The following is a 24,435-nucleotide window of genomic DNA, read 5'->3' on the forward strand; positions in this document are numbered from 1 at the left end:
GCCGTTCCTGCTTCCGTCCCTGCCGTCGAACCCAGCCCCTGGCGCCTTTGTGTTGCGCCGATGCTGGACTGGACTGACCGCCACTGCCGCCACTTCCACCGCCTGCTGACCCAGCACGCGCGCCTGTACACCGAGATGGTGACCACCGGTGCGCTGCTGCACGGCGACCAGCCGCGGCACCTCGACTTCGGCGACGAGGAGCATCCGGTCGCGCTGCAGCTCGGCGGCAGCGAGCCCGCCGATCTGGCCGCCTGCGCGAAGCTGGCCGAGCGCTGGGGCTACGACGAGGTCAACCTGAACTGCGGCTGCCCCAGCCCGCGTGTGCAGCGTGGTGCCTTCGGCGCCTGCCTGATGAACGAGCCGGCGCTGGTCGCCGACGCGGTGAAGGCCATGCGCGACGCGGTCTCGCTGCCGGTCACCGTCAAGCACCGCATCGGCCTGGGCAAGGACGAGAGCTACGCCTTCGTGCGCGACTTCGTCGGCAGCGTGGCCGAGGCCGGTTGCGAGGTCTTCATCGTGCACGCGCGCAACGCCTGGCTCGAAGGCCTGAGCCCGAAGGAGAACCGCGACATCCCGCCGCTGCGCTACGAGGTCGCGCACCGGCTGAAAACCGAGTTCCCGCAGCTCACCATCGTCGTCAACGGCGGCATCGCCGGCGACGAGGCGATCGCCGCGCAGCTCGCCCACGTCGACGGCGTGATGGTCGGCCGCGCCGCGTATCACGAGCCCTGGACGCTCTCGACCTGGGACGAACGTTTCTTCGGCGCACCGGCGCCGGCGTCCGACCGCGCCGCGGTGGAGCTGGCGATGGTGCGCTACATGGAGCGTCAGGCCGCCGCCGGCGTGCCCTGGGCGCACGTCGCGCGCCACATGCTGGGCCTGTGGAACGGCGAGGCCGGCGCGCGGCGCTGGCGCCAGGTCTGGTCGGACCACCGCCTGAAGGCCGAGCCGGCGGCTGCCGTGCACGCGCTGGCGCAGCGTCCGGCGCGTGCCGCGGCGGAGCAGGGCGCTCCGGCGGCTTGACATTCGGCAGCCGCAGACGCGGCAGCGCGACGTAGGATGCGGCCATCGCCGGCGGCGTGAACGCCGGCGGCACGAGGCCGGCCGCCTGCGCGGGCGCCGGCCTTCCTCGTTCCCGACTCCGCCGCGTGCCGCGGCGCCTCGACGACCTATGACGAAACGACTCGCCATCATCGGCGGCAGCGGCCTGTACGACCTGCCCGGCCTCACCGACACCCGCTGGGTCTCGGTCGACACGCCCTGGGGCGCGCCCTCCGACGAGATCTTCCTCGGCCGCCTGGGCGACGCCGAACTGGCCTTCCTGCCGCGCCACGGCCGCGGCCACCGCATCCCGCCGAGCGAGGTCAACTACCGCGCCAACATCGCCGCGCTGAAGCAGCTGGGCGCCACCGACGTGCTGTCGTGCAGCGCCGTCGGCGGCCTGCGCGCCGACTTGCCGCCGGGCACCTTCGTCATCGTCGACCAGTTCATCGACCGCACGTTCGCGCGCGAGAAGAGCTTCTTCGGCACCGGCTGCGTGGCCCACGTCTCGATGGCCGACCCGACCTGCCCGCGCCTGGGCGACCACGTGCAGAAGCGCCTGGCCGAGCAGGGCGTGCCGCATGTTCGCGGCGGCACCTACCTGACGATGGAAGGGCCGCAGTTCTCCACGCGCGCCGAGTCGCACCTGTACCGCTCGTGGAACTGCAGCGTCATCGGCATGACCAACATGCCCGAGGCCAAGCTCGCACGCGAGGCCGAGCTCTGCTACTGCTCGGTCAGCATGGTCACCGACTTCGACTGCTGGCACGTCGGCCACGACGCCGTGACCGTCGACGCGATCGTCAAGGTGCTGCTGGACAACGCCGAGAACGCGCGCCAGATGGTGCGCGGCCTGGCCGAGGACGTCGCCCACGACGAACACGCCGCCGCCTGCCGCTGCCGCCACGCGCTGGACAACGCGATCATCACCGCGCCTGCCGCACGCGACCCCGAGGTCGTGAAGCGCCTGCAACCCATCGCCGGCCGGGTGCTCGGATGAAGGTCGACGGAACCCCGCTGCGCACCATCCGCGCCGTCGCCGGCCGCGCGGCGGTCGAGATCATCGACCAGCGCCTGCTGCCGCACCGCCTGGTCATCGAACGCGTCGCCAGCGCCGACGAGATGATCGTCGCGATCCGCGACATGTGGGTGCGCGGCGCGCCGCTGATCGGCGCCAGCGCCGCCTACGGCGTGGCGCTGCTGATGAACGCCGACGCCGGCGATGCCGCGCTCGAAGCCGGCTGCGAACGCATCCGCGCCGCGCGCCCGACCGCCGTCAACCTGGCCTGGGCCGTCGACCGCATGCTGAGCCACCTGCGCCCGCTGCCGGCCGCCGAGCGCCGCGCCGCCGCCTGGGCGCTGGCCGACGCGATCGCCGAGGAAGACGTGGCCGTCAACCGTGCCATCGGCGACCACGGCCTGGCGCTGATCGAGGCCATCGCGGCGAAGCGCCCCGGCCCGGTCAGGGTGCTGACGCACTGCAACGCCGGCTGGCTGGCCACCGTCGACTGGGGCACCGCGACGGCGCCGATCTACCGCGCCCAGGAGCGTGGCATCGAGCTGCACGTGTGGGTGGACGAAACGCGCCCGCGCAACCAGGGCGCCAGCCTGACGGCCTGGGAACTGGGCAAGGCCGGCGTGCCGCACACGCTGGTCGCCGACAACGCCGGCGGCCATTTGATGCAGCGTGGCGAGGTCGACCTGTGCATCGTCGGCTGCGACCGCGTGACGATCCGCGGCGACGTCTGCAACAAGATCGGCACCTATCTGAAGGCGCTGGCCGCGCACGACAACGGCGTGCCGTTCTACGTCGCGATGCCGACCTCGACGCTGGACCCGCAACTCGCCGACGGCGTGCGCGAGATCCCGATCGAGGAACGCAGCGCGCGCGAGGTGACGCACATCGCCGGGCTGACGGCGGCCGGCGAACTGGCCGAGGTCTGCCTGGTGCCCCAGGGCACGACGGCCGCCAACCCGGCCTTCGACGTCACGCCGGCGCGCCTGGTCAGCGGCCTCGTCACCGAGCACGGCGTCTTCCCGGCCGACGAGACGGCGCTGCGCGCGCTGGCCGCCCGGAGCGCACGATGAGCGTGCCCTTCGTCGAGGTCGCCGCACGCGAGGACGCCGCCGCCGCGGTGCGGCTGCTCGACGCGCGCGGGCTGAACCGCGGCAGCACCGGCAACCTCAGCGTGCGCTGCGGCGACGCGATGCTGATCACGCCGACCGGCATGGGCTCCGAGGTCTGCGGCGAGGACTTCGTGCGGGTCTTCCTCGCCGACGGCCGTGTCGAAGGGACCTGGCAGCCGTCGTCGGAATGGCATTTCCACCAGGCGGTCTACCGCGCCCGGCCTGACCTGAACGCCGTCGTGCACACGCATTCGCCCAACGCGACGGCGCTGGCCTGCCTGGACCGGCCGCTGCCGGCCTTCCACTACATGATCGCGGTGGCCGGTGGCGACACCGTGCCGCTGGTGCCGTATCACACCTTCGGCACCGAGGCGCTGTCGGCGGCGGTCGGCGAGGCGATGGCCGATCGCAAGGCCTGCCTGCTGGCGCACCACGGGCTGGTGGCCGCCGGCGCGACGCTGGCCGAGGCGATGAAGGTCTGCCAGGAGATCGAGTCGCTGTGCGAGGTCTACCTGAAGGCGCTGGCGGTGACCGAGCCGCGTGTGCTCGGCCGTGCCGAGATGGACGAGGTGATCGCCAGGTTCCGCAGCTACGGCCGCAGCGCGCGCCGCGGCTGACGGCGTAGGACAGGCCGTACAGCGGCTTAGGAGCCCGCCGACGCCGGCCGCACCGGCGGTGTTCCACACTGGTTCCATCGGGGCCACCGAGCCCCGGATCCTGCAAGGAGTGGAACCATGAACACGACACGCCCTCTCGCCATTGCCAGCGTTGTGGCCGCCGTGGCGCTCGCCGGGTGCTCCGGCATGACGACCCAGCAGCGCGACACCGCGATCGGCGCCGGCATCGGCGGTGTCGCCGGCTCGGTGCTGACCGGCGGCAGCGCGGCCGGCACGATCGGCGGCGCCGCGGTCGGTGGCGTCATCGGCCACGAGACCAGCAAGGGCAAGAAATGAGGCTGGGGTCAGAAAGGCCGGAAAGGCCGGGGTCAGGTCCCTCGGGACCTGACCCCTACCGCTGACCCCTACCGCTGACCCCTACCGCTGACCCCTACCGCTGACCCCTACCGCTGACCCCTACCGCTGACCCCTGCCGCTGCCCCCTGCCGCGCCGGCCAGGTGGCGAGCAACAGCCCGCCCAGCGCCAGCGCAAATGCCCAGGCATGGCTGGCGCCGAAGTGCTCGCCGAGGAAGACGACGCCGACCAGTGCGGCGGCAACCGGCAGCATCACGGTGAACACCCCCGCCTGCGACGCCGGCACGTGGCGCAGCCCGGCCATCCACAGCCAGACCGTCACCATGCTGGCGGCGATGGCGTAGAACACCAGCAGCGCCCAGGTCGACGGCGCGACGGCGCCGAAGTCGAAACTGAGCGCCTGCCAGACGCCGAACGGCGTGACCAGCGCCAGCCCCCAGAGGTTGATCAGCGCGCTGATGCGCTTGGGCGAGACGTTGCCGGTGAGGCGTTTGCCGATGACGACGTAGCTCGCTTCGCAGACCACGGCGCCCAGCAGCAGCGCGTAGCCCCACCAAGGGGCCTCGGCCTCGGCGCTGCCGGCCGGCGCCTTGGCCAGCGCCAGCAGCGCGATGCCGGCCACGGCCAGCACGATGGCCGCCATCACGCGGCGCGAGATGCGTTCGCCGAGGAAGATCCGCGACAGGATCGCCACCGCGGCGGGGATTGCCGCCATCACGACACCGGCGGCCAGCGCCGAGGTCGCCTTGACGCCGAACAGCATGCAGATGCTGAACAGGAAGTTGCCGAGAAAACTCTCCCAGAACAGCAGCTTGCGGTCGTGCGCCGACAAGGGCGCTTCGTCGGCCGGGCGCTTGACCCAGTGCGCCATCGCCACCGCGGCGATGCCGAACCTCAGCCAGGCAAGCAGAAAGACGGGCAGCGCCGCGACGAGCAGCCGCGACAGGCCGACATAGCAGCCGACCAGCGCCATGCCGGAGGCCAGGCAGGCATAGGCCAGCAGCGGAACACGAGGCGAGGTCATCAAAAAGCCGCGGCGTAGCGCTCCAGTTCCCAGCCGCTGACGTGGCGCGCGTACTCGGTCCATTCGGCGCGTTTGAGGCGCAGGAACTCCGGGCCCAGCGTGGGCCCGAGCGCGCCCAGCACCACCGGGTCGGCGGCCAGCGCGTCCAGCGCCTCGGCCAGCGACTGCGGCAGCAGGCCGATGCCGCGTGCGCGGATCGTCGCCAGGTCGAGCGCGAACAGGTCGTCGTCGACGGCCGGCGGCGGCACCAGGCCGCGTTCGAGGCCGTCGAGCCCGGCGGCGATCAGCCCTGCGGTGGCCAGGTATGGGTTGGCGCTGGCGTCGGGCAGCCGCCACTCGAAGCGGCCGGGCAGGGTGCGCACGAGCGCGGTGCGGTTGTTCGGCCCGTGGGCGATGCAGGCCGGCGCCCAGGTCGTGCCCGACAACGATTCGCCGACGGTCAGCCGCTTGTACGAGTTGACGGTCGGCGCGGCGAGCGCGGCCAGCGCAGGTGCATGGGCCAGCACACCGGCGACGAAGGCCGGCAGCAGCTCGGCCGCCGGCTCGGCGCCGCGCCACAGCGAGACGTGGAGGTGCAGCCCGCTGCCCGGCTGGTCGGCGAAGGGCTTGGGCATCATCGAGAAGACGAGCCCACGCTCCTCGGCCAGTGCATGCGCGGCGAGCTTGAACAGCATCAGGTGGTCGCAGCTCGCCAGTGCCTCGTCGTGGCCGAAGTTGACTTCGTACTGGCCGTGGGCGTCCTCGTGGTCGATCTGCAGCACGTCCAGCCCGGCGTCGGCCAGCGCGGAAGACAGCGCGTGCAGAAACCCATGCTGGCGCGGCAGCGACTTCAGGTCGTAGGAGGGCTTGTCCAGGCGGTCGGCGTCGTCGGCCGGCAGCCAGCGGCCTGCGGCGTCGCGCTTCAGCAGGAAGAACTCGGGCTCGATGCCGGTCTGCATCGCGAGCCCGTGCGCGGCCAGACGCTCGCGCGCGCGGCGCAGCACCTGGCGCGGACAGGCGTCGAAGGGTTCGCCGGCCACGAAACCGTCGCCGACCAGGCGCGCGACCCCCGGCCACCACGGCAAGGGCAGGGCGGTCGCGGCGTCGCCGCGGGCGTAGTACTCGGAGCGCGGGCCGCAGCGCGGCAGCGCCGTGCCCCAGATCGACGGCCCGGCGAAACCGGCGCCGGTGGCGAGCACCTCGTCCAGGTGCGCCAGCGGCACGAGCTTGCCCTTGGCGACGCCGTGCACGTCGGTGAACTGCAGCAGCAGCGTGTGCACGCCGGCGGCCTCGAGCCGCTCGCGCAGCGGCTTCATGCCGGGTTGATGCGCAGCCAGGTGGTCTTCAACTCGGTGTACTTGTCGAAGGCGTGCAGGCTCTTGTCGCGGCCGTTGCCGCTCTGCTTGTAGCCCCCGAACGGGACGGTGATGTCGTCCTCGTCGTACTGGTTGACGTGCACGGTGCCGGCGCGCAGCGCACGCGCGACGCGGTGCGCGCGGTGCACGTTGTCGCTCCAGACGCTGGCCTGCAGGCCGTAGGCGCTGGCGTTGGCCATCGCCACCGCCTCGGCCTCGTCGGCGAAGCGCAGCACCGACAGCACCGGGCCGAAGATCTCCTCGCGGGCGATGCGCATCGTGTTCGTCACGCCGGCGAAGACCGTCGGCTCGACGTAGAAGCCGCCGCTGTCGGCGCGCGCGCGCCGGCCGCCGGCCAGGCAGCTCGCGCCTTCGGCCAGGCCGGCGTCGATGTAGCCGAGCACGGTGGCCATCTGCTGCTCGTCGACCAGCGCGCCCATCACGGTCGAGGGCTCCAGCGGGTCGGCCGGCGTGAACCTGGGCGCCAGCGCCGCCACGCGCGCGGCGAACTCGTCGGCGATGCTGTCGTGCACCAGCAGGCGCGACGGTGCGTTGCAGCTCTCGCCCTGGTTGAAGAAGATGCTGTCGGCCACCGTCTCGGCGGCGCGGCCCAGGTCGGCGTCGGGGAAGACGAGGAATGCCGACTTGCCGCCCAGCTCGTTGTAGACGCGCTTCAGGTTGGAGCGGCCCGCGTACTCCAGCATGCGCCGGCCGATGCGCGTGCTGCCGGTGAAGCCGATCGCGTCGACGTCGGGGTGCAGCGCCAGCGCCTCGCCGGCTTCACCGCCGTAACCCGGCACGACGTTGAAGACACCCGGCGGCAGCCCGGCCTCGATGGCGATCTCGGCCAGGCGCAGCGCGGTGTACGGGCTCTTCTCGCTGGGCTTCAGCACCACCGAGTTGCCCGCCGCCAGCGCCGGCCCGAGTTTCCAGGCGGCCATGATCATCGGGTAGTTCCAGGGCACGATCGCCCCGACGACGCCCATCGGCTCGCGCGTGATCAGCGCCAGCGCGTTGTCGGCGGTCGGCGCGATCTCGTCGTAGACCTTGTCCACCGCCTCGGCGTACCAGGCGATGCAGCGTGCCGTCGCCGGCACGTCGACGGCAAGCGACCAGCGGATCGGCTTGCCCATGTCCAGCGTCTCGAGCAGGGCCAGCTCGTCCTTGGCGGCGAGGATGGCGTCGGCGAAACGCTGCAGGATCTTCTTGCGCACCGCCGGGGCCTTGCCGGCCCAGCGGCGGTCGTCGAAGGCCGCGCGGGCCGCAGCCACCGCGCGGTCCACGTCCTCGGCGCGGCCGCGCACCACGTCGCCGAGGCGGCGGCCGTCGATCGGCGAGCGTTTCTCGAAGGTCTCGCCGGAGGCTCCGGCAATGCGCTGGCCGTCGATCAGCGCGCGGCCGTCGAAAGCCAGCGCCGCGGCACGTTCGTGCCAGTTCGGGGTAGAGGAAGTCATCGCGTCTCCTGGAGGGCTCGGCACGGGCCGTGCCGGCCCGCCGGGGGGCGCGGCGTCAGAACTTGACGACCACCGAGGCGCCGAGCAGGTGGTTGTTCTTGCGGTAGCTGCCGTCCTTCACGTCCTCGAACACGGCCAGCGAGGCACCGTCGTAGCGGTACTCGAGCTTGAAGATCGTGTTCTCGTCGTAGAGGTAGTTGCCGCCGACCGTCAGCGCGTAGCGGTTGGCGCCCTTGGACGGATCGCCGACGACGATCGGATTGCCGTCTTCGTCGTAGCCGCTGAGCGCCCGGCCGATGCCGTTGGCACCGTCGTCGAAGCTGTAGCCGAGCAGGCCGCCGCCGTTCTTGCGGTTGTGGATGTAGTCGGCGCGCACCACGCCTTCCAGACGCGGCGTGATCTTGTAGGCCGCGGTCGTCGACAGGCCCCACCAGCGTGCGTCGCGCGGGCCGTCCTCCTGGTAGATCGCGGCCTTCTTCTGCTGGCCGTAGCTGATCTGGCCGAACAGCGAGAGGTCGCCCCGCGTGTAGTAGGCGTCGGCTTCGAGCAGGTGGACCTGGGTGCGCTCGCCTTCGGCGTCGGTGCCGTCGGCGGCGTAGTTGACGGTCTTGCCGTGCAGGCCGGTGAAGCCGAAGCCGCTGAACTCGCCCTTCGAGTAGTCGACGCGGTAGATCAGCGACGGCGACTTCTGGCCCCGGCCCTGGCGCGGCGTGTTGAAGTTGGCCAGGCCGACCTTGGCCACCCACTTGCCGCTGGTCAGTTCGTAGACCGCGCCGGTGTACGACGTCGGCGCCATGAAGTCGAACAGCAGGTTGTGGGTGACAAGCTTGTTGCCGTCGGGCAGTGTCATCTCGTAACCGGTCCAGTCGGGGATCTGGCCCACCCAGAGGCGGTTCTGCAGGTCGCCCAACGGGATCGACACCGAGGCCTCGTGCACGATCGAGCCGCCGTTGGTCAGCGCGCCGGTGCCGCGTTCGGGCGCCAGCGTCAGGTGCCAGATCGTGCCGCCCTCGGTCTCCTTCAGGAAATCGAGCACGGCCATGCCGAAGTACGAGTTGTCGTAGGTGTAGCGGCCGTCCTCGCCGTTGAGCAGCACGAAGGACGCGTTGTCGGCGCGGCGGTTGTAGATCCAGGTCGGGTCGATCTGGCCACTGATCTTCAGGCCCTTGAAGCCCTGCATCTCGAGGTCGTCCTGCAGCGCCTCGGCCTTGGTGCCGATGCGCGCCAGCTCCTGCGCCTGCTCGGGCGTCATGCCCCACTGGCCGGGCTGCGGCGCGGCCGCGGGCTGCGCGGCGAGCTTCTTCTCGAGTTCGCCGACGCGGTCGCGCAGCGCACGCAGTTCCTTCAGCAGTTCCTCGTTGCTCTGGGCGGCCGCGGGGAAGGCGGCCCCGATCGCGATGACGAGGGCGGTCAGGCGGACGGGCTTCATCAGGATTCCTCCTCGGGTGGTCTTCGGATCCGGTTCGATGCTCAGGCGCGGGACGCGGCGGCCAGGTCCAGCAGACGCTGGCGCTCGCGACGGGCAATGACGTAGCTGGCGACGATCACGCCGATCGCGACGACGGCGACGGTGATTGCGGCGACGGCGTTGACGCTCGGGTTCAGCCCCAGGCGGGCGCGCGAGAAGATGACCAGCGGCATCGTCGTCGCCCCGGGGCCGGACAGGAAGTTCGACAGCACGACGTCGTCCAGCGAGATCGTGAAAGTCAGCAGCCAGGCCGAGACCAGCGACTGGCCGATCATCGGCAGCGTCACCAGCCAGAAGACCTGGGCCGGGCGGGCGCCGAGGTCCATCGCCGCCTCCTCCAGCCGCGGGTTCAGGTCCTGCAGCCGCGACTGCACGACCACCGTCGCGTAGGCCATGCCGAGCAGCAGGTGGCCGATCCAGATCGTCGTCAGGCCGCGTTCGGGGAAGCCCAGCGCACGCTGCACGCTGACCAGCATCAGCAGCAGCGACAGGCCGACGACGACCTCGGGCATCACGAGCGGCGCATTGACCATGCCGGAGAACACGGTGCGGCCGAAGAAGCGCTTGTACTTGACGAGCACGAAGGCCGCCAAGGTGCCCAGCACGACCGAGCCACAGGCCGTCAGGAAGGCGACCTTGAGGCTCAGCCACAGCCCCGAGATGATCTCGGTGTCGTGGATCAGCGACTGGTACCAGCGCAGCGTGAAGCCGCGCCAGACGTTGGGCAGCGGCGAGTCGTTGAACGAGTAGACGACCAGCGCGACGATGGGCACGAACAGGAAGGTGTAGCCCGCCGCCAGCCAGGCGCGCCCGAACCACAGGTTGAAACGCGAAGGCTTCATCGCTGTGCCTCCTGGGCTTCGGCCTGGTATTTGTTGAAGATCGCCAGCGGCACGATGATCAGCAGGATCATGATGACCGCGACGCTCGAGGCCATCGGCCAGTCGTTGTTGGAGAAGAACTCGTCCCAGATGACGCGGCCGATCATCAGCGTCTCGGGGCCGCCGAGCAGTTCGGGGATCACGTACTCGCCGACGCAGGGGATGAACACCAGCATCGAGCCGGCGATGATCCCGGCCTTGGACAGCGGCACGGTGATCTTCCAGAAGGCCACCCAGGGCGAGGCGCCGAGGTCGGCCGCCGCCTCCAGCAGCCGCAGGTCCATCTTGGACAGGTTGGCGTACAGCGGCAGGATCATGAACGGCAGGTAGGTGTAGACCATGCCGAGGATCAGCGAGAACGGCGTGTTCATCAGCTTGCCCGGCGCCGGGATCAGGCCGATGGCGGCCAGCAACTGGTCCAGGCCGATGCCGACGACGAACTGGGCGACGACGCCGCCGTCGCTCAGCAGACCCTTCCAGGCGTAGACGCGCAGCAGGAACGAGGTCCAGAACGGCAGCATCACCAGCATCAGCAGCGCCGGCTGCACCGTGCTGCGCGCGCGTGCCATGAAGTAGGCGAACGGGTAGCCGATGGCCAGGCACAGCAGCGTCGTCGTCGCCGCGTACTGCACGCTGCTCAGGTAGGTGCGGAAGTAGAGGCTGTCCTCGGCGATGTAGAGGTAGTTGCCGAACTTCAGCGTCAGCTGGAAGACGCCGTCGGCGAAGCTGATCACGTCCTTGAACGCGACCGTCTCCATCTCGGAGACGCTGATCTTGCCGACGATCAGGAACGGGAACAGGAAGAACAGCAGCAGGAACGCGTACGGCAGCGCGATGACGAGCTGCCGGCCGTTGAACCAGGACTTCAGACGTTGCACGGCCGCGCTCACTGGGTGAGGACGACGTGGGCCGAACGAGACCAGTGCACCCAGACCTCGTCGCCCCAGGTGTAGCTCTCGTCGCGGTGACGCTGCGTGTTGGCCACGCTCACCTTGATCAGCGCGCCGCTGGGCAGCACGACGTGATAGACGGTGAACATGCCGAAGTACGACAGCTCCTTGATCTTGCCGGGGGCGCAGTTGAACTCGTGCTCGGCCGGCTGGTGGTGCGAGATGTGGATCTTCTCGGGGCGCAGGGCCACCGTGACCGGCATGCCCTCGGTGCCGGTGATGCCGTGGCCGACGAAGTGGCGGCAGTCGGCGCAGTCGATGACGACGTGGTCGGGCTCGTCGACGGTCAGCGTGCCGTCCATCAGGTTGACGTTGCCGATGAAGTCGGCGACGAAGCGCGTCGCCGGCGTCTCGTAGATCTCGCTGGGGGCGCCGACCTGCAGGAAGCGGCCTTCGGACATGATGGCCAGGCGGGTGGCCATCGTCATCGCCTCTTCCTGGTCGTGGGTGACCATCACGCAGGTCACGCCGACCTGCTCGATGATGTTGACGAGCTCGATCTGGGTCTGTTCGCGCAGCTTCTTGTCGAGCGCGCCCATCGGCTCGTCGAGCAGCAGCAGTTGCGGCTGCTTGGCCAGGCTGCGCGCCAGCGCGACACGCTGCTGCTGGCCGCCGGAGAGCTGGTGCGGCTTGCGCTGGGCGTACTTGCCCAACTGCACCAGCTTGAGCATGGCCTCGACACGTTCGGCGATGCGATCCTTGGGCTGGCCTTCGCGGCGCAGGCCGAAAGCGATGTTCTCCCACACCGTCAGGTGCGGGAAGAGCGCGTAGCTCTGGAACATCATGTTCATCGGCCGCTCGTACGGCGGCAGCGTCGCCAGGTCGACGCCGTTCAGCAGGATGCGCCCGGAGGTCGGCGTCTCGAAGCCGGCGAGCATGCGCAGCAGCGTGCTCTTGCCGCAGCCCGAGGGGCCGAGCAGGGCGAAGATCTCGCCCTTGGCGATGTCGACGTTGGCGTGGTTGACGGCACGGTGACCGTCGAAGTCCTTGACGACGTCCTGGATCTGCAGGAACTGCTTTTCTTTGTCGGTGGCAACCATCTCAGCGGCGGGCCTGTGTCTGTCTGAAGAAGGAAAAAGAACGAGCGGAAAGCGAGTCAAGCTGCCGCTGCGGACCGGCTCCGCCGGTCCGCTGGCGGCGCCCCCCCTCGGGGGGGGGAGCGCCGCAGGCGCTACGGGGGGCTCAAATCCCGGGGGCTACATCCCCGTCTTGAACGAGGTGAAGGTCCGGGTCATCAGCCGGCGCAGGTCGTTGTTCAGCGAGTCCGGCGAAACCATGCGGGCCATGTCCGAGGGTGACAGGAAGACCGTCGGATTGTTGGCCACTTCGGGCTTGACGAACTTGCGCGACTCGGCGTTCGGGTTGGCGTAGAAGACCTTGTTGGTCAGCGACGCGTGCACCTCGGGGCGCAGGATGTAGTTGATGAACTTGTGCGCGTTGCCCGGACGCGGCGCGTCCGCCGGGATCACCATCACGTCGAAGAACAGCAGGCCGCCGGTCTTCGGGATCAGCGCCTCGATCTTCTGGCCGGTCTTGCCGTCGATCGCCCGCTGGCGCGCGATGTTGATGTCACCCGACCAGCCCAGCGCCAGGCAGATCGAGCCGTTGGCCATGTCGTTGATGTAGCCCGACGAGCTGAACAGCGTGATGTGCGGTCGCACGCTCTTCAGCAGCTGGCCGGCCGCGGCGTAGTCGCTCGGCGTCTTGCTGAACGAGGGCTTGCCCAGGTAGTGCAGCGCCGCGGGCACGACCTCGGAGGCCGAGTCCAGGAAGCTGACGCCGCAGCTCTTGAGCTTGGAGATGTACTCGGGCTTGAAGACCAGGTCCCAGGCGTTGTCGGGCATCGGCATCGAGCCCAGCGCCGCCTTGACCTTGTCGACGTTGATGCCGACCGTCGTGTAGCCCCACAGCCAGTCGACCATGTACTCGTTGCCCGGATCCATCTTGGCCAGTGCCGCCTGCACCGCCGGGTCGAGGTTCTTCAGGTTCGGGATCTGCGCCTTGTCCAGCTTGCGCAGCAGGCCGCCTTCGAGCTGCAGCTTGGCCCAGTTGGACGACGGCACGACGATGTCGTAGCCCGTCTTGCCCGCCACCAGCTTGGCGTGCACGATCTCGTTGTTGTCGAAGTTGTCGTACCGGACCTTGATCCCGGTTTCCTTCTCGAAGTTGCGGATCGTGTCCTCGGCGATGTAGTCCGACCAGTTGTAGACGTTCAGGATCTTTTCTTCTTCCTGGGCGAACACGGACGAGCAGGCCAGGGCCAAGCCTGCCATCGCTAGGACGGACTTCAAGTTCATGAGGGAACCTCCGAAGGGGTGGGGATTGTCGTGAACAGCGCGCGAGTCTAAGACAGCTAGGACAGCCAGCCGCCCGCCTTGGCGTCGGCAAGCGTCAGATCCAGGCAACGACGGATCAGACCCATCATCTCGTCGATCTGCTGCCGGGTGATCACGAGCGGGGGCGCGATGATCATCCGGTCACCGACCGCCCGCATGATCAGGCCTTCGCGGAAGCAGTGGCCCCGGCAGACCATGCCGATCTCCACGGACTCGGGGAAGGGCGTGCCCGTCGCCTTGTCTTTGGCCAGCAGGATCGCCCCCATCAGCCCGCAGCTTTCCGCGTCGGCGACCAGCGGATGGTCGCGCAGCGTCGCGAACTGACTCGCAAGATACGGGCCGACGTCGTCGCGCACGTGCTCGACGAGCTTGAGCTCGCGCATCAGCTTGATGTTGGCCAGGGCCACCGCGCAGGCCACCGGGTGGCCGCTGTAGGTGTAGCCGTGGTTGAACTCGCCGCCCTTCTCGATCAGCACCTTGGCGATGCGCTCGCCGACCATCACGCCGCCCAGCGGCACGTAGCCGCTGGTCACGCCCTTGGCGAAGGTCATCAGGTCGGGCTTGGTGCCCATGGTCTCGCAGCCGAACCAGCGGCCGGTGCGGCCGAAGCCGCAGATGACCTCGTCGCTGACCAGCAGGATGCCGTACTGGTCGCAGATGCGCTGGACTTCGGGCCAGTAGGTCGCCGGCGGGATGATGACGCCGCCGGCGCCCTGGATCGGCTCGCCGATGAAGGCGGCGACTCGCTCGGGGCCGAGCTCGAGGATCTTGGCTTCGAGCCAGCGTGCGGCGACGAGGCCGAACTCGTCGCGCGACAGGCCCTTGCCGTGTTCGTGCCAGTAGGGCTGGCCGATGTGCACGATGCCGGGGATCGGCAGCCCGCCCTGGGCGTGCATGCCGCTCATGCCGCCCAGCGAGGCGCCGGCCATCGTCGAGCCGTGATAGGCGTTGTCGCGGCTGATGATGACCTGGCGCTCGGGCTGGCCGAGCAGGTCCCAGTAGCGGCGCACCATGCGCACGACGGTGTCGTTGCCTTCGCTGCCCGAGCCGCTGAAGAAGACGTGCTGGAACTGCGGCGGCGTCACCTCGGCCAGCAGCTCGGCCAGCTCGATGGCCGGCGGCGTCGCGGTCTGGAAGAAGGCGTTGTAGAACGGCAGCTGCTTGAGCTGCGCGGTCGCGGCGTCGACCAGCGCCTGCTGGCCGTAGCCGACGTTGACGCACCACAGCCCGCTCATCGCGTCGAGGATCTTGTGGCCCTCGGTGTCCCAGAGGTAGATGTTCTCGGCGCGTTCGATGACGCGCGCTCCCTTGCGCGACAGCGCCTGGAAGTCGGTGAACGGGTGCAGGAAGTGCGCCGCGTCGGCGGCCTGCCATTCCCGGGTGGTGCGTTGCGTGGACATCGGGCTTCCTTCAGACGTGGAGCAGCAGGTGTTCACGCTCCCAGGGCGAGATCACCTTCATGAATTCGGCGTGCTCGATCTCCTTCACCTCGGTGTAGACGGTGATGAAGTCCTCGCCGAGCACACGCGCGAGCTCGCGCTCGTCGCGCAGCAGCGTCAGCGCCTCGCCCAGGCTGCGGGGCAGGGCGTACTCGCCGAGGTAGGCGTCGCCCTTGCACTCGGCCGAGGGCTCGATGCGGTGCTGGATGCCGAGCCAGCCGCAGGCCAGCGTCGCGGCCAGCGCGACGTACGGGTTGGCGTCCGCGCCGATGACGCGGTTCTCGATGCGGCGCGCGTTCGGCGACGCCACCGGGCTGCGGATGCCGACGGTGCGGTTGTCGGTGCCCCACTGGATGTTGATCGGCGCCGCGGTGAAGCGCGCCAGCCGGCGGTAGCTGTTGACGTAGGGGGCGAACAGCGCCATCGCCGCCGGGATGTATTTCTGCAGGCCGCCGATGTACCAGTAGAACTCCTTGCTCGGCGTGCCGTCGTCGTTGCTGAAGATGTTGCGGCCGTCGCTCTTGCGCACGATGCTCTGGTGCACGTGCATCGCGCTGCCCGGCTCGCCGGCGATCGGCTTGGCCATGAAGGTCGCGAACATGTCGTGGCGCAGCGCCGCCTCGCGCACCGTGCGCTTGAAGAGGAAGACCTCGTCGGCCAGGCCCAGCGGGTGGGCGTGGAAGAAGTTGATCTCCATCTGCCCGGCGCCGATCTCGTGGATCAGCGTGTCCACGTTCAGGCCCATCTTCTCGCAGTAGTCGTAGACGTCCTCGAACAGCGGGTCGAACTCGTTGACCGCGTCGATCGAATACGCCTGGCGCGAGGTCTCGCTGCGGCCGCTGCGGCCGACCGGCGGCTTCAGCGGCACGTCGGGGTCGGTGTTGCGCGCCACGAGATAGAACTCGAGCTCGGGCGCCACCACCGGCTCCAGCCCGAGATCGGCGTACAGGTCGCAGACGCGGCGCAGCACCGAACGCGGCGCGAACGGCACGAGCTTGCCTTCGCGGTCGTAGCAGTCGTGGATGACCTGTGCCGTCGGGTCGCTCGCCCAGGGCACGATGCGCACCGTCGTCGGGTCCGGCTGCAGGTGCATGTCGCGGTCGGTCGGCGTGATGACGTCGTAGTACGGCCCCTCCTCGGGGAACTCGCCGGTCACGCCCATCGCGACGATGGCCTCGGGCAGCCGCATGCCGCGGTCTTCGGTGAACTTCTCGCGCGGCAGGATCTTGCCGCGGGCCACGCCGGTGAGGTCGGGCACCAGGCACTCGATCTCGGTGACGCGGTTCTTGTCGAGCCACTGTTCGAGCTCGCTGAAGGTGTAGGGATCTTTCTTGACCATGGGGTACCTGTCTTCGCTGTCGGCGCGCCGCGATCGAAGGGGCGGCGCACGAAACCCTGTCGTTCAAGCGGCAGGGACGCGAGGCAAGGGCCCGCGCACCCGGTCGCGGTAGGCACGCACGGCGACGCCGAACGCGGTGAAGAGCTGGACCGAGACGGGGTTGTCCGCGGCACGCCACTCGGGGTGCCACTGGACGCAGAGGTTGAAGCCCGGCGCGGCGGGCAGGGTGAAGGCTTCGACGAGACCGTCGGGCGCATGGGCCTCGGCGCGCAGGCCGGGCGCGAGCCGGCAGACGCCCTGGCCGTGCACCGAGTTGACCTCGAAGTGCTCGCGCCCGGTGATCGCCGCCAGCACGCCGCCGGCGACGACGTCGACACGGTGCGCCAGGTCGTACTGAATCGCCGCCGGCTGGTCGGCCGGCGCGCGGTGGTCGTGGCGGCCCTCGGCCTGGTGCACCGCCTGGTACAGCGTGCCGCCGAGCGCGACGTTGACCTCCTGGAAACCGCGGCAGATGCCGAACAGCGGCACGCCGCGTTCGAGCGCCCGCCGGATCAGCGGCAGCGTCCAGGCGTCGCGCTCCGGGTCCAGCGGTAGCGTTGGGTCGAGCACCGTCTCGTTGAAATGCGAGGGGTGCACGTTGGATTGCGAGCCCGTCAGCAGGACGCCGTCGCAGGTGTCCAGCAGCGCGTCGATCTCGTCGGGTCCGAAGGGCGGTGCGATCAGCGGCAAGGCGCCGGCGAGGCGCACGGCGTCGACGTACTTGCGTCCGGCGACGTGGAACGGGTGTTCGCCGGAAGGGCGATTGCAGCTGGTGACGAGAACGACGGGCGGGCGTTGGCTCATGAAGTACGGGGGTCAGCCGAGGATGTCTCGCAGCCTATACCAGGCCATGCCGAGCACCAATGCGGGTGTACGCAGCATCCGGCCGCCGGGGAAGGCCCGGTGGCGCAGCCTGGCGAAGACGTCGAAGCGGGACGCGTCGCCGGCGATCGCCTCGGCGACGAGGCGGCCGGCCAACCCGGTCAGCGCGAGGCCGTGACCGGAGAAACCTTGCAGGTAGTAGACGTTGGGCGCGCCGGCGAGGCGGCCGAAGTCGGGGGCGCGGTTCATCGAGATGTCGACGAAACCGCCCCAGGCGTAGTCGACCTGGGCCGACGCGAGCTGGGGGAAGCTCAGCAGCATGCGCTGGCGCATGCTCTGTGCGAGGTTGGACGGCGTCAGCGTGCTGTAGCTGACGCGGCCGCCGTAGAGCATGCGGTTGTCGTCGGTGGTGCGGAAGTAGTCGAGCACGAAGTTGGTGTCGCAGACCGCCGATCGCGACGGGATCAGCCGGTCGGCCACCGCGTCGTCGAGCACGCTGCTGCACGCAATGTACGTGCCGACCGGCATGATGCGCGGCTCGAGCGCCGGCGCCAGTCCCGAGAGGTACACGTTGCCGGCGAGCAGCACGCGCCGGGCGTGCACCTCGCCGCCGGCGGTGCGCAGCACGGCCGGCTCGCCCGGCGTCATCGACACCACCGGGCTGTGTTCGTGCAGGCGCACGCCGGCCTCGGCGGCGGCGCGCGCGATGCCCAGCGCGTACTTCAGCGGATGCAGGTGCCCGGAGCGCGGGTCGTGCACGCCGCTGTGGAATCGCGGGCTGTCGATCCAGTCGCGCACCTCGGCGTGGCCGACGCGGGTCAGCGGGTAGCCGTAGACCGAGTCCATGCGGTCGGCCCATTCGGCGAGCTCGGCGCCCTTGCGGGCGTTGGTCGCCAGGCCCAGGTAGCCGTCGCGCCATTCGCATTCGATGCCGTGGCGGGCGATGCGCTCGCGGATCAGGTCCAGGGCCTCGATCGACATCGCCCAGACGCGCTTGGCTTCGTCCAGGCCGAGCTGGGCCTCGATCGTGGCCTGGTCGCAGGCCAGGCCGTGGATCGCCTGGCCGCCGTTGCGGCCGCTGCCGCCCCAGGCGAGCTGGCGGCCTTCGAGCAGCACGACGTCGAAGCCGCGCTGGCGCAGCTCCAGCGCCGCCGACAGCCCGGCCAGACCGCCGCCGACGACGGCGACGTCGCAGCTCGTCGTGCCGGCCAGCGGTGCATGGCCGGGGCCACGCGCCACGGTCGCCGCGTAATAGGAGTCGCGGGCCAGGTCCTGGTCCGTGTCGAGCAGCGGCATCGCGGCGGCCTCCGGGCGTCCGTGCGTCAGGCCAGGCGGCGCAGGGCCGTGCGGATCGTCTCGACGATGCGGTCGATCTGCGCCGTCTCGATGATCAGCGGCGGCGACAGCGCGATGACGTCACCGGTGGTGCGGATCAGCACGCCCTGCTCGTAGCAATCGAGGAAGGCGTCGAAGGCGCGCTTGCCGGGCTCGCCCGGCCGCGTGGCCAGCTCGATGCCGCCGACGAAGCCGACGTTGCGCACGTCGACGACATGCGGCTCGCCCTTCAGCGAATGCACCGCCTGCGCGAAGTGGCCGCCGAGCTCGGTGGCGCGGGTCAGCAGGCCTTCCTCGGCGTAGGTGTCGAGTGTCGCCAGGCCGGCGGCGCAGGCCAGCGGGTGGCCGGAATAGGTGTAGCCGTGGGCGAACTCGATCAGGTGCTCGGGCCCGTTCATGAAGGTGTCGTGGATCGTGTCCTTGACGAGCACGGCCCCCATCGGCACGGTGCCGTTGGTCACGCCCTTGGCCAGCGTCACGAGGTCCGGCGTCACGCCGAAGGTCTGTGCCGCGAAGGGCTGGCCGGTGCGGCCGAAACCGGTGATGACCTCGTCGAAGATCAGCAGGATGCCGTGGCGGTCGCAGATCTCGCGCAGGCGCTGCAGGTAGCCCTGGGGCGGCAGCAGCACACCGGTGGAGCCGGCGACCGGCTCGACGATGACCGCGGCGATCGTCGACGCGTCGTGCAGCGCGACCAGGCGCTCCAGGTCGTCGGCGAGTTCGGCGCCGTGCGCGGGCTGGCCGACGCTGAAGGCGTTGCGCGCCGGGTCGTGGGTGTGGCGGATGTGGTCGACACCCCCCAGCAGCGTGCCGAAGACCTTGCGGTTGCCGACGATGCCGCCGACCGAGATGCCGCCGAAGTTGACGCCGTGGTAACCACGCTCGCGGCCGATCAGCCGCGTGCGGCTGCCTTCACCGCGCGCGCGGTGATAGGCCAGCGCGATCTTCAGCGCCGTCTCGACCGACTCGGAGCCCGAGTTCGTGAAGAAGACGTGGTCCAGCCCGGCCGGTGCCAGCTTGGCGAGACGGTCGGCGAGCTCGAACGCCTTGGGGTGCGCCATCTGGAACGGCGGCGCGTAGTCCAGTTCGGCGGCCTGGGCCTGGATGGCCTGCACGATCTTCGGGCGCGCGTGGCCGGCGTTGACGCACCACAGGCCGGCCACGCCATCGAGGATCTGGCGGCCACGGTCGTCCCAGTAGTACATGCCTTCCGAGCGGGTCAGCAGGCGCGGAGCCTTCTTGAACTGCCGGTTGGCGGTGAAGGGCATCCAGTAGGCGGAAAGATCCTGAGTCATGGCGGTGTTCCGGGGTGGCGCCAAGGCTGGCGCCGGGTGTTTCGACGTGGGAAGACGGGTGCGGGACCCGGCCTCAGTCTAGCCAGGACCGTTAGCAATGTGCGTGCTCGGTCGATGCGGGTTGGCCCGTGGCAACGCACTATGATGCGATCGAACTGACGGAAAGCGCAATTTCATGCGAACTAGCGAAGCATCGCCGCAATGGCCTGCCAAACTCGACGCGATCGACCGGGCCATCCTGCAGGAACTGCAGATCGACGGCCGGCTGTCCAACGTCGACCTCGCGCAGCGTGTTCACCTGTCGCCGTCGGCCTGCCTGCGGCGCGTCAAGGCGCTGGAGGAGCAGGGCGTCGTCGACCGCTACGTCGCGCTGCTCAATCCACGCGCCATCGGTCGCCACGGCACGAGCTACACCATCGTCAACCTGGAGAGCACGCAGCCGGGCAAGCTCGAAGCCTTCGAGCGCGCGGTGAAGGACACGCCGGAGATCCTCGACTGCTTCTACGTCGCCGGGGCCAACGACTACCTGGTGCGCTTCACCTACCGCGACGCCGAGGACCTGGAGCGTTTCCACGCCGAGGTGCTGCCCCGCCTGCCCGGCGTGGTGCGCTCCAACTCCATGTTGGTGCTGCGCACCGTGAAGAAGACCAGCGCCTTGCCGCTGTGACGCCACAACGAAAACGGGCGCCCTCGGGCGCCCGCGTCGGCTGGAGACGATGCCGCTCAGCCGCGCGACTTCGCGCCTTCCTCCAGCGAGGCCTGGTGGCGCCGGGCCGCCGGGTAGACCAGCGACTCCTCCAGGCCGATGTGCTCGTAGTAGAGCGCGGTGAAGACCGGCAGCGCGTGGCGCAGCATCACCAGGTCGTACCAGTTGTAGCCCTCGGCGATGGCCTCGATCTGCGGCGCCAGCTCCAGCCAGTCTTCCTCGAGCCAGCCGTGGTCCTGCTGCAGACGCTTGATGCTCTGCACCAGTTCGGCATCGCCCTTGGCCAGCAGCTGCGGGAAGACGAAACGCTCTTCGTCGGCGTGGTGCTGGCGGGCGTGGCCGCTGAAGAACGCGTGGATCTCGGCGGCGCTGGCGCGCGCCACCTCGTCGGCACCGTTCTCGTCGATGTGCGCCAGCAGGCGGTCGAACTGGCCCAGCACCTCGATCACGCGGGCATGCGTGCGGTCGAGCGCCTCGAAAGGCGGAACCGGCGGCGCCGGGATGCGGGCGGGACGGGCCTTGGTTCCAGAGCTAGCAACCATCGCGACTCCTTCAGGGTTTTCCTGATTGTTCGAACGAGCAAAGTGCCGGACTTGCGCGGGATCAAGTTCGGTTCGCCGTCACCGGCGCACCGCTCCTGCTCCGGTCGGGGCCTGGGACAGCCGGCCGGACAGGTAGGTCCAGACGAAGGTCGCGGCGGCCGACGACGCGAGTTCCGCATGATCGTACGGCGGCGAGACCTCGACGCAATCCATGCCCACGAAAGCAAGGTCTGCCCACTCCTCGAGCAGCGTCAGCACCTGGTTGGTGCTCATGCCACCCGGTTCCGGGGTGCCGGTGCCGGGCGCGAACGCCGGATCCAGGCAGTCGATGTCCAGCGACAGATAGACCGGCGGCATGCCGTGCGCGGCGAAACGCTCGCGCACCGCGGCCAGCACCGGAGCCAGTTGCGCCGGGCTCTCCAGGCCGCGCAGCTCGCGCGCGCCGAAGAACAGGCCGCCCCGGTCGGGCACGTAGTCGCGGGCCTCGCGCACCGCGGCCGAGCGGATGCCGACCTGGACGAAGCAGGCAGGATCGACCAGGCCTTCGACGAAGGCCTCGTGCACCCAGGTGCCGTGGCCCGAGGGCTCGCCGAAGTGGTCTTCCCAGGTGTCGCAATGGGCGTCGAAATGGATCACCGCCAGCGGCCGGCCGAGCCGGGCGCGGTACTCGCGCAGCAGCGGCAGCGTCATCGAGTGGTCGCCGCCCAGCCAGGCCATGTGGTGGGCGGCGATCAGTTCCGCCGCCGCGGGCTGCAGCGCACGCCGCATGCCCTCGATCGAGGTGTTGGGCAGCGGCAGGTCGCCGGCGTCGGCCAGCGCGCCGATCGGCGACGTGCCGAACAGCGGATGCGTGGCGTCGCAGAGCATGTGGCTGGCGGCGCGGATCGCGCGTGGCCCGAAGCGTGCACCGGGCCGGTTGGTCACCGCGCCGTCCCAGGCGACGCCGGCGACGCAGAACGGCATCGCCGGCGCGGCCTCGCGCGTCGGCACCTTCAGGAACGAGGCGTGATCGGAAAGGAAGGCGAAGTGGCTCATCGGACGGGAGGGCAGCGGCGCGATCGCGCCGCAGTGGCAGCCATCATAAGGAAGCGCGGGCGATGAAGCCGGTGCTCGTGCTGCAGCACCAGTCGAGCGACGGGCCGGCCTTTCTGGCGACGTGGCTGCGCGCGCGTGGCGTCGCCTTCGAGGTCCGCAACGCCGAGGCCGGAGAGGCCTTCCCCGAATCGACCGAAGCCTATGCCGCGCTGGCCCTGCTGGGCGGCGAGATGAGCGCCAACGACCCGCTGTCGGCGCTGCGCGCCGGCGAGCGCCTGATCCTCGACGCGATGCAGCGCTCGCGGCCGGTGATCGGCCACTGCCTAGGCGGGCAGCTGATGGCGCGGGCACTCGGTGCGCGTGTCGTCGAGTCGCCGGCCCCCGAGATCGGCTGGTTGCCGATCGACGTCGCCGACTAGGACGTCGCGCGCGCCTGGTTCGGCGAGGCGCGGCAGTACACGGTCTTCCAGTGGCACTACGAGGCGTTCGAGCTGCCGCGTGACGCCGTGCGCCTGGCCGGCAGCGCAGCCTGTCCGAACCAGGCCTTCGCGATCGGCCCGCACCTGGCGCTGCAGTTCCATGTCGAGCAGGACGCCGAGAAGCTGGCGCGATGGTCGTGCGACGACGGCCCGCGCTATCGGCAGGCGCTCGGAGCGCACGCCAGCGTGCAGGACGGCGAGGCCATGCGTCGGCACGGCCTGGCCGCACTGGCCGCGCAGCAAGGCCTGGCCGATGGCCTTTACCGGCGCTGGCTGGCGGCGAGCGGCATCGATCTCACGTGATGGAAGGCTTCTTCCGCATCGCGGGATCGGGCGACGCTGCACCGCAGCAAAATGCACCATATGAAAGAAAGCGATCTCGCATCGCGGGACTTTCTTGCTAAGTCATTGATTTGTCTAGACTCAATCTTTTGTCTTATATAAGACAGAAGTCTTGGCAGCGCGCGTCGCGAAGGGTACGCTTGCGTCATCGTTTCTCCCTTGGACCAGGAGTCTTCCGATGACGCAACCGACCCGCGAACAACAGGCCGCCGCACTCGAAAAAGAGTGGGCCGAGAACCCGCGCTGGAAAGGCATCAAGCGCGGCTACACCGCCGCCGACGTGGTGCGCCTGCGCGGCTCGCTCGCCATCGAGCACACGCTCGCCAAGCGTGGTGCCGAGAAGCTCTGGACGCTGATCAACAACGAGCCGTTCATCAACGCGCTCGGCGCGCTCACCGGCAACCAGGCGATGCAGCAGGTCAAGGCCGGCCTGAAGGCGATCTACCTGTCGGGCTGGCAGGTCGCCGGTGACGCCAACAGCAACGGCGAGATGTATCCCGACCAGTCGCTGTACTCGGTGGACTCGGTGCCCAAGGTCGTCAAGCGCATCAACGCGACCTTCCAGCGTGCCGACCAGATCCAGTGGAGCGAAGGCAAGAACGACATCGACTTCTTCGCGCCCATCGTCGCCGACGCCGAAGCCGGCTTCGGCGGCGTGCTCAACGCCTTCGAGCTGATGAAGGCCATGATCGACGCCGGTGCCGCCGGCGTGCACTTCGAGGACCAACTCGCCGCCGTCAAGAAGTGCGGCCACATGGGTGGCAAGGTGCTGGTGCCGACGCGTGAAGCGATCAGCAAGCTCGTCGCCGCCCGCCTGGCCGCCGACGTGATGGGCACGCCGACCGTGCTGCTGGCGCGCACCGACGCCGAGGCCGCCGACCTGGTGACCAGCGACGTCGACGAGAACGACCAGCCCTTCCTGACCGGCGAGCGCACCGTCGAAGGCTTCTTCCGCACGAAGAACGGCCTCGAGCAGTCGATCAGCCGCGGCCTGGCCTACGCGCCGTACGCCGACCTGATCTGGTGCGAGACCGGCAAGCCCGACCTGGCGTTCGCCAAGGCCTTTGCCGACGCGATCCACGCCAAGTTCCCGGGCAAGCTGCTGGCCTACAACTGCTCGCCGTCGTTCAACTGGAAGAAGAACCTCGACGACGCGACGATCGCCAAGTTCCAGCGCGAGCTGGGCGCGATGGGCTACAAGTTCCAGTTCATCACGCTGGCCGGCTTCCACAGCCTGAACTACGGCATGTTCGACCTGGCCTACGGCTACGCCCGCGACAACATGACGGCCTTCGTCGAACTGCAGCAGAAGGAGTTCGCCGCCGCCGAGCGTGGTTTCACCGCGGTGAAGCACCAGCGCGAGGTCGGCACCGGCTACTTCGACGCCGTGACGACGACGATCGAGAAGCAGGCCTCGACGGCCGCGCTGAAGGGTTCGACCGAGGACGAGCAGTTCCTCGACGGCGCGCACTGAC

24 protein-coding genes are annotated in these 24,435 nt (G+C 69.7%); 9 read left to right on the forward strand and 15 right to left on the reverse strand.

Annotation, left to right across the window (positions count from 1 at the left end; all coding sequences use genetic code 11):
* Positions 1 to 60: 60 nt before the first annotated feature.
* From dusA to G5B56_RS18500, 5 genes are all read left to right on the forward strand, one after another.
* On the forward strand, positions 61 to 1,023 hold the full coding sequence (gene dusA, locus G5B56_RS18480) for a tRNA dihydrouridine(20/20a) synthase DusA (protein ID WP_404947965.1): 963 nt from the start codon (positions 61 to 63) through the stop codon (positions 1,021 to 1,023).
* 148 nt (positions 1,024 to 1,171) lie between these two features.
* On the forward strand, positions 1,172 to 2,041 hold the full coding sequence (locus G5B56_RS18485; RefSeq protein ID WP_164964193.1) for an S-methyl-5'-thioadenosine phosphorylase: 870 nt from the start codon (positions 1,172 to 1,174) through the stop codon (positions 2,039 to 2,041).
* Entirely contained in the window at positions 2,038 to 3,129 is a 1,092-nt protein-coding gene (gene mtnA, locus G5B56_RS18490) for an S-methyl-5-thioribose-1-phosphate isomerase (RefSeq protein ID WP_164964194.1), read from the forward strand. Before G5B56_RS18485 ends, mtnA begins: the two co-directional genes overlap by 4 nt.
* Positions 3,126 to 3,785 carry a class II aldolase/adducin family protein gene (locus G5B56_RS18495; protein WP_009856949.1) on the forward strand — a complete coding sequence of 220 codons (660 nt, stop codon included), beginning with the start codon at positions 3,126 to 3,128 and terminating at the stop codon, positions 3,783 to 3,785. Before mtnA ends, G5B56_RS18495 begins: the two co-directional genes overlap by 4 nt.
* 117 nt (positions 3,786 to 3,902) lie before the next feature.
* A complete protein-coding gene (locus tag G5B56_RS18500; RefSeq protein WP_009856948.1) occupies positions 3,903 to 4,121 on the forward strand; it encodes a glycine zipper 2TM domain-containing protein in 219 nt (72 codons plus the stop codon).
* A 107-nt stretch (positions 4,122 to 4,228) separates the two neighbouring features.
* Here G5B56_RS18500 and G5B56_RS18505 read toward each other — a convergent pair whose 3' ends face one another.
* The 13 genes from G5B56_RS18505 to G5B56_RS18565 form a co-directional block, all read right to left on the reverse strand.
* Positions 4,229 to 5,164, reverse strand: a complete 936-nt coding sequence (locus G5B56_RS18505; protein WP_164964195.1) for a DMT family transporter — start codon at positions 5,162 to 5,164, stop codon at positions 4,229 to 4,231.
* Positions 5,164 to 6,459, reverse strand: coding sequence for a type III glutamate--ammonia ligase (locus tag G5B56_RS18510; protein ID WP_164964196.1), 1,296 nt, complete (start codon positions 6,457 to 6,459; stop codon positions 5,164 to 5,166). Before G5B56_RS18510 ends, G5B56_RS18505 begins: the two co-directional genes overlap by 1 nt.
* Positions 6,456 to 7,952 (reverse strand): aldehyde dehydrogenase, encoded by a 1,497-nt coding sequence (locus G5B56_RS18515; protein ID WP_164964197.1) that lies wholly within the window; start codon positions 7,950 to 7,952, stop codon positions 6,456 to 6,458. The genes G5B56_RS18510 and G5B56_RS18515 overlap by 4 nt, the downstream gene beginning before the upstream one ends.
* A 55-nt stretch (positions 7,953 to 8,007) precedes the next feature.
* Positions 8,008 to 9,381 (reverse strand): DUF3138 family protein, encoded by a 1,374-nt coding sequence (locus G5B56_RS18520; protein WP_009856944.1) that lies wholly within the window; start codon positions 9,379 to 9,381, stop codon positions 8,008 to 8,010.
* Between the two features lie 41 nt (positions 9,382 to 9,422).
* Positions 9,423 to 10,262 carry an ABC transporter permease subunit gene (locus tag G5B56_RS18525; protein ID WP_164964198.1) on the reverse strand — a complete coding sequence of 280 codons (840 nt, stop codon included), beginning with the start codon at positions 10,260 to 10,262 and terminating at the stop codon, positions 9,423 to 9,425.
* Positions 10,259 to 11,179 carry an ABC transporter permease subunit gene (locus tag G5B56_RS18530; RefSeq protein ID WP_037289828.1) on the reverse strand — a complete coding sequence of 307 codons (921 nt, stop codon included), beginning with the start codon at positions 11,177 to 11,179 and terminating at the stop codon, positions 10,259 to 10,261. Before G5B56_RS18530 ends, G5B56_RS18525 begins: the two co-directional genes overlap by 4 nt.
* A gap of 8 nt (positions 11,180 to 11,187) precedes the next feature.
* Positions 11,188 to 12,291 (reverse strand): ABC transporter ATP-binding protein, encoded by a 1,104-nt coding sequence (locus G5B56_RS18535; protein ID WP_009856941.1) that lies wholly within the window; start codon positions 12,289 to 12,291, stop codon positions 11,188 to 11,190.
* A 156-nt stretch (positions 12,292 to 12,447) separates the two neighbouring features.
* On the reverse strand, positions 12,448 to 13,524 hold the full coding sequence (locus tag G5B56_RS18540; protein WP_009856940.1) for a polyamine ABC transporter substrate-binding protein: 1,077 nt from the start codon (positions 13,522 to 13,524) through the stop codon (positions 12,448 to 12,450).
* An 80-nt stretch (positions 13,525 to 13,604) separates the two neighbouring features.
* The gene (locus tag G5B56_RS18545; protein WP_164964199.1) at positions 13,605 to 14,987 is read right to left on the reverse strand and encodes an aspartate aminotransferase family protein; all 1,383 of its coding nucleotides are present in this window, start codon (positions 14,985 to 14,987) and stop codon (positions 13,605 to 13,607) included.
* Positions 14,988 to 14,997: 10 nt separating this feature from the next.
* Positions 14,998 to 16,365, reverse strand: coding sequence for a glutamine synthetase family protein (locus G5B56_RS18550; protein ID WP_009856938.1), 1,368 nt, complete (start codon positions 16,363 to 16,365; stop codon positions 14,998 to 15,000).
* 63 nt (positions 16,366 to 16,428) lie between these two features.
* Positions 16,429 to 17,208, reverse strand: coding sequence for a gamma-glutamyl-gamma-aminobutyrate hydrolase family protein (locus G5B56_RS18555; RefSeq protein WP_164964200.1), 780 nt, complete (start codon positions 17,206 to 17,208; stop codon positions 16,429 to 16,431).
* A gap of 12 nt (positions 17,209 to 17,220) precedes the next feature.
* Positions 17,221 to 18,522: an FAD-binding oxidoreductase gene (locus tag G5B56_RS18560; RefSeq protein WP_164964201.1), complete on the reverse strand. Its 1,302-nt coding sequence runs from the start codon at positions 18,520 to 18,522 to the stop codon at positions 17,221 to 17,223.
* Positions 18,523 to 18,548: 26 nt separating this feature from the next.
* Complete coding sequence (locus G5B56_RS18565; RefSeq protein WP_164964202.1) at positions 18,549 to 19,856, reverse strand: aspartate aminotransferase family protein; 1,308 nt, start codon at positions 19,854 to 19,856, stop codon at positions 18,549 to 18,551.
* Positions 19,857 to 20,031: 175 nt separating this feature from the next.
* Between G5B56_RS18565 and G5B56_RS18570 the strand changes: the two genes are divergently transcribed.
* On the forward strand, positions 20,032 to 20,523 hold the full coding sequence (locus tag G5B56_RS18570; RefSeq protein ID WP_009856934.1) for an Lrp/AsnC family transcriptional regulator: 492 nt from the start codon (positions 20,032 to 20,034) through the stop codon (positions 20,521 to 20,523).
* A gap of 56 nt (positions 20,524 to 20,579) precedes the next feature.
* On the opposite strand, the gene G5B56_RS18575 is transcribed toward G5B56_RS18570, so the two are convergent.
* Both G5B56_RS18575 and G5B56_RS18580 read right to left on the reverse strand, forming a co-directional pair.
* Positions 20,580 to 21,104, reverse strand: a complete 525-nt coding sequence (locus G5B56_RS18575; protein ID WP_029718366.1) for a hemerythrin domain-containing protein — start codon at positions 21,102 to 21,104, stop codon at positions 20,580 to 20,582.
* Between the two features lie 78 nt (positions 21,105 to 21,182).
* Entirely contained in the window at positions 21,183 to 22,139 is a 957-nt protein-coding gene (locus G5B56_RS18580) for an agmatinase (protein WP_009856932.1), read from the reverse strand.
* 62 nt (positions 22,140 to 22,201) lie between these two features.
* Here G5B56_RS18580 and G5B56_RS19980 point away from each other — a divergent pair, with 62 nt between their 5' ends.
* From G5B56_RS19980 to aceA, 3 genes are all read left to right on the forward strand, one after another.
* Positions 22,202 to 22,558, forward strand: a complete 357-nt coding sequence (locus G5B56_RS19980; protein ID WP_240920848.1) for a glutamine amidotransferase-related protein — start codon at positions 22,202 to 22,204, stop codon at positions 22,556 to 22,558.
* An 87-nt stretch (positions 22,559 to 22,645) separates the two neighbouring features.
* Entirely contained in the window at positions 22,646 to 22,921 is a 276-nt protein-coding gene (locus G5B56_RS19985) for a hypothetical protein (protein ID WP_240920849.1), read from the forward strand.
* A 217-nt stretch (positions 22,922 to 23,138) separates the two neighbouring features.
* Positions 23,139 to 24,434, forward strand: a complete 1,296-nt coding sequence (aceA, locus tag G5B56_RS18590) for an isocitrate lyase (protein ID WP_009856930.1) — start codon at positions 23,139 to 23,141, stop codon at positions 24,432 to 24,434.
* The last annotated feature ends 1 nt before the right edge of the window (position 24,435 follow it).

Origin of the sequence: Rubrivivax sp. JA1026, assembly GCF_011065555.1 — a bacterium.
Taxonomy (GTDB): Bacteria; Pseudomonadota; Gammaproteobacteria; order Burkholderiales; family Burkholderiaceae_C; genus Rubrivivax; species Rubrivivax benzoatilyticus.

Excerpts from the sequence above, each read along its gene's own strand:
- G5B56_RS18545 (WP_164964199.1), bottom strand. The coding sequence starts at position 14,987 with ATGTCCACGCAACGCACCACCCGGGAATGGCAGGCCGCCGACGCGGCG.
- dusA (WP_404947965.1), top strand. The coding sequence starts at position 61 with ATGCTGGACTGGACTGACCGCCACTGCCGCCACTTCCACCGCCTGCTG.
- aceA (WP_009856930.1), top strand. The coding sequence starts at position 23,139 with ATGACGCAACCGACCCGCGAACAACAGGCCGCCGCACTCGAAAAAGAG.
- G5B56_RS18555 (WP_164964200.1), bottom strand. The coding sequence starts at position 17,208 with ATGAGCCAACGCCCGCCCGTCGTTCTCGTCACCAGCTGCAATCGCCCT.
- G5B56_RS18540 (WP_009856940.1), bottom strand. The coding sequence starts at position 13,524 with ATGGCAGGCTTGGCCCTGGCCTGCTCGTCCGTGTTCGCCCAGGAAGAA.
- G5B56_RS18500 (WP_009856948.1), top strand. The coding sequence starts at position 3,903 with ATGAACACGACACGCCCTCTCGCCATTGCCAGCGTTGTGGCCGCCGTG.
- G5B56_RS18485 (WP_164964193.1), top strand. The coding sequence starts at position 1,172 with ATGACGAAACGACTCGCCATCATCGGCGGCAGCGGCCTGTACGACCTG.
- G5B56_RS18535 (WP_009856941.1), bottom strand. The coding sequence starts at position 12,291 with ATGGTTGCCACCGACAAAGAAAAGCAGTTCCTGCAGATCCAGGACGTC.
- G5B56_RS18565 (WP_164964202.1), bottom strand. The coding sequence starts at position 19,856 with ATGACTCAGGATCTTTCCGCCTACTGGATGCCCTTCACCGCCAACCGG.
- G5B56_RS18550 (WP_009856938.1), bottom strand. The coding sequence starts at position 16,365 with ATGGTCAAGAAAGATCCCTACACCTTCAGCGAGCTCGAACAGTGGCTC.
- G5B56_RS18505 (WP_164964195.1), bottom strand. The coding sequence starts at position 5,164 with ATGACCTCGCCTCGTGTTCCGCTGCTGGCCTATGCCTGCCTGGCCTCC.
- G5B56_RS18575 (WP_029718366.1), bottom strand. The coding sequence starts at position 21,104 with ATGGTTGCTAGCTCTGGAACCAAGGCCCGTCCCGCCCGCATCCCGGCG.
- G5B56_RS19980 (WP_240920848.1), top strand. The coding sequence starts at position 22,202 with ATGAAGCCGGTGCTCGTGCTGCAGCACCAGTCGAGCGACGGGCCGGCC.
- G5B56_RS18495 (WP_009856949.1), top strand. The coding sequence starts at position 3,126 with ATGAGCGTGCCCTTCGTCGAGGTCGCCGCACGCGAGGACGCCGCCGCC.
- G5B56_RS18570 (WP_009856934.1), top strand. The coding sequence starts at position 20,032 with ATGCGAACTAGCGAAGCATCGCCGCAATGGCCTGCCAAACTCGACGCG.
- mtnA (WP_164964194.1), top strand. The coding sequence starts at position 2,038 with ATGAAGGTCGACGGAACCCCGCTGCGCACCATCCGCGCCGTCGCCGGC.
- G5B56_RS18580 (WP_009856932.1), bottom strand. The coding sequence starts at position 22,139 with ATGAGCCACTTCGCCTTCCTTTCCGATCACGCCTCGTTCCTGAAGGTG.
- G5B56_RS18510 (WP_164964196.1), bottom strand. The coding sequence starts at position 6,459 with ATGAAGCCGCTGCGCGAGCGGCTCGAGGCCGCCGGCGTGCACACGCTG.
- G5B56_RS18560 (WP_164964201.1), bottom strand. The coding sequence starts at position 18,522 with ATGCCGCTGCTCGACACGGACCAGGACCTGGCCCGCGACTCCTATTAC.
- G5B56_RS18525 (WP_164964198.1), bottom strand. The coding sequence starts at position 10,262 with ATGAAGCCTTCGCGTTTCAACCTGTGGTTCGGGCGCGCCTGGCTGGCG.
- G5B56_RS18515 (WP_164964197.1), bottom strand. The coding sequence starts at position 7,952 with ATGACTTCCTCTACCCCGAACTGGCACGAACGTGCCGCGGCGCTGGCT.
- G5B56_RS18520 (WP_009856944.1), bottom strand. The coding sequence starts at position 9,381 with ATGAAGCCCGTCCGCCTGACCGCCCTCGTCATCGCGATCGGGGCCGCC.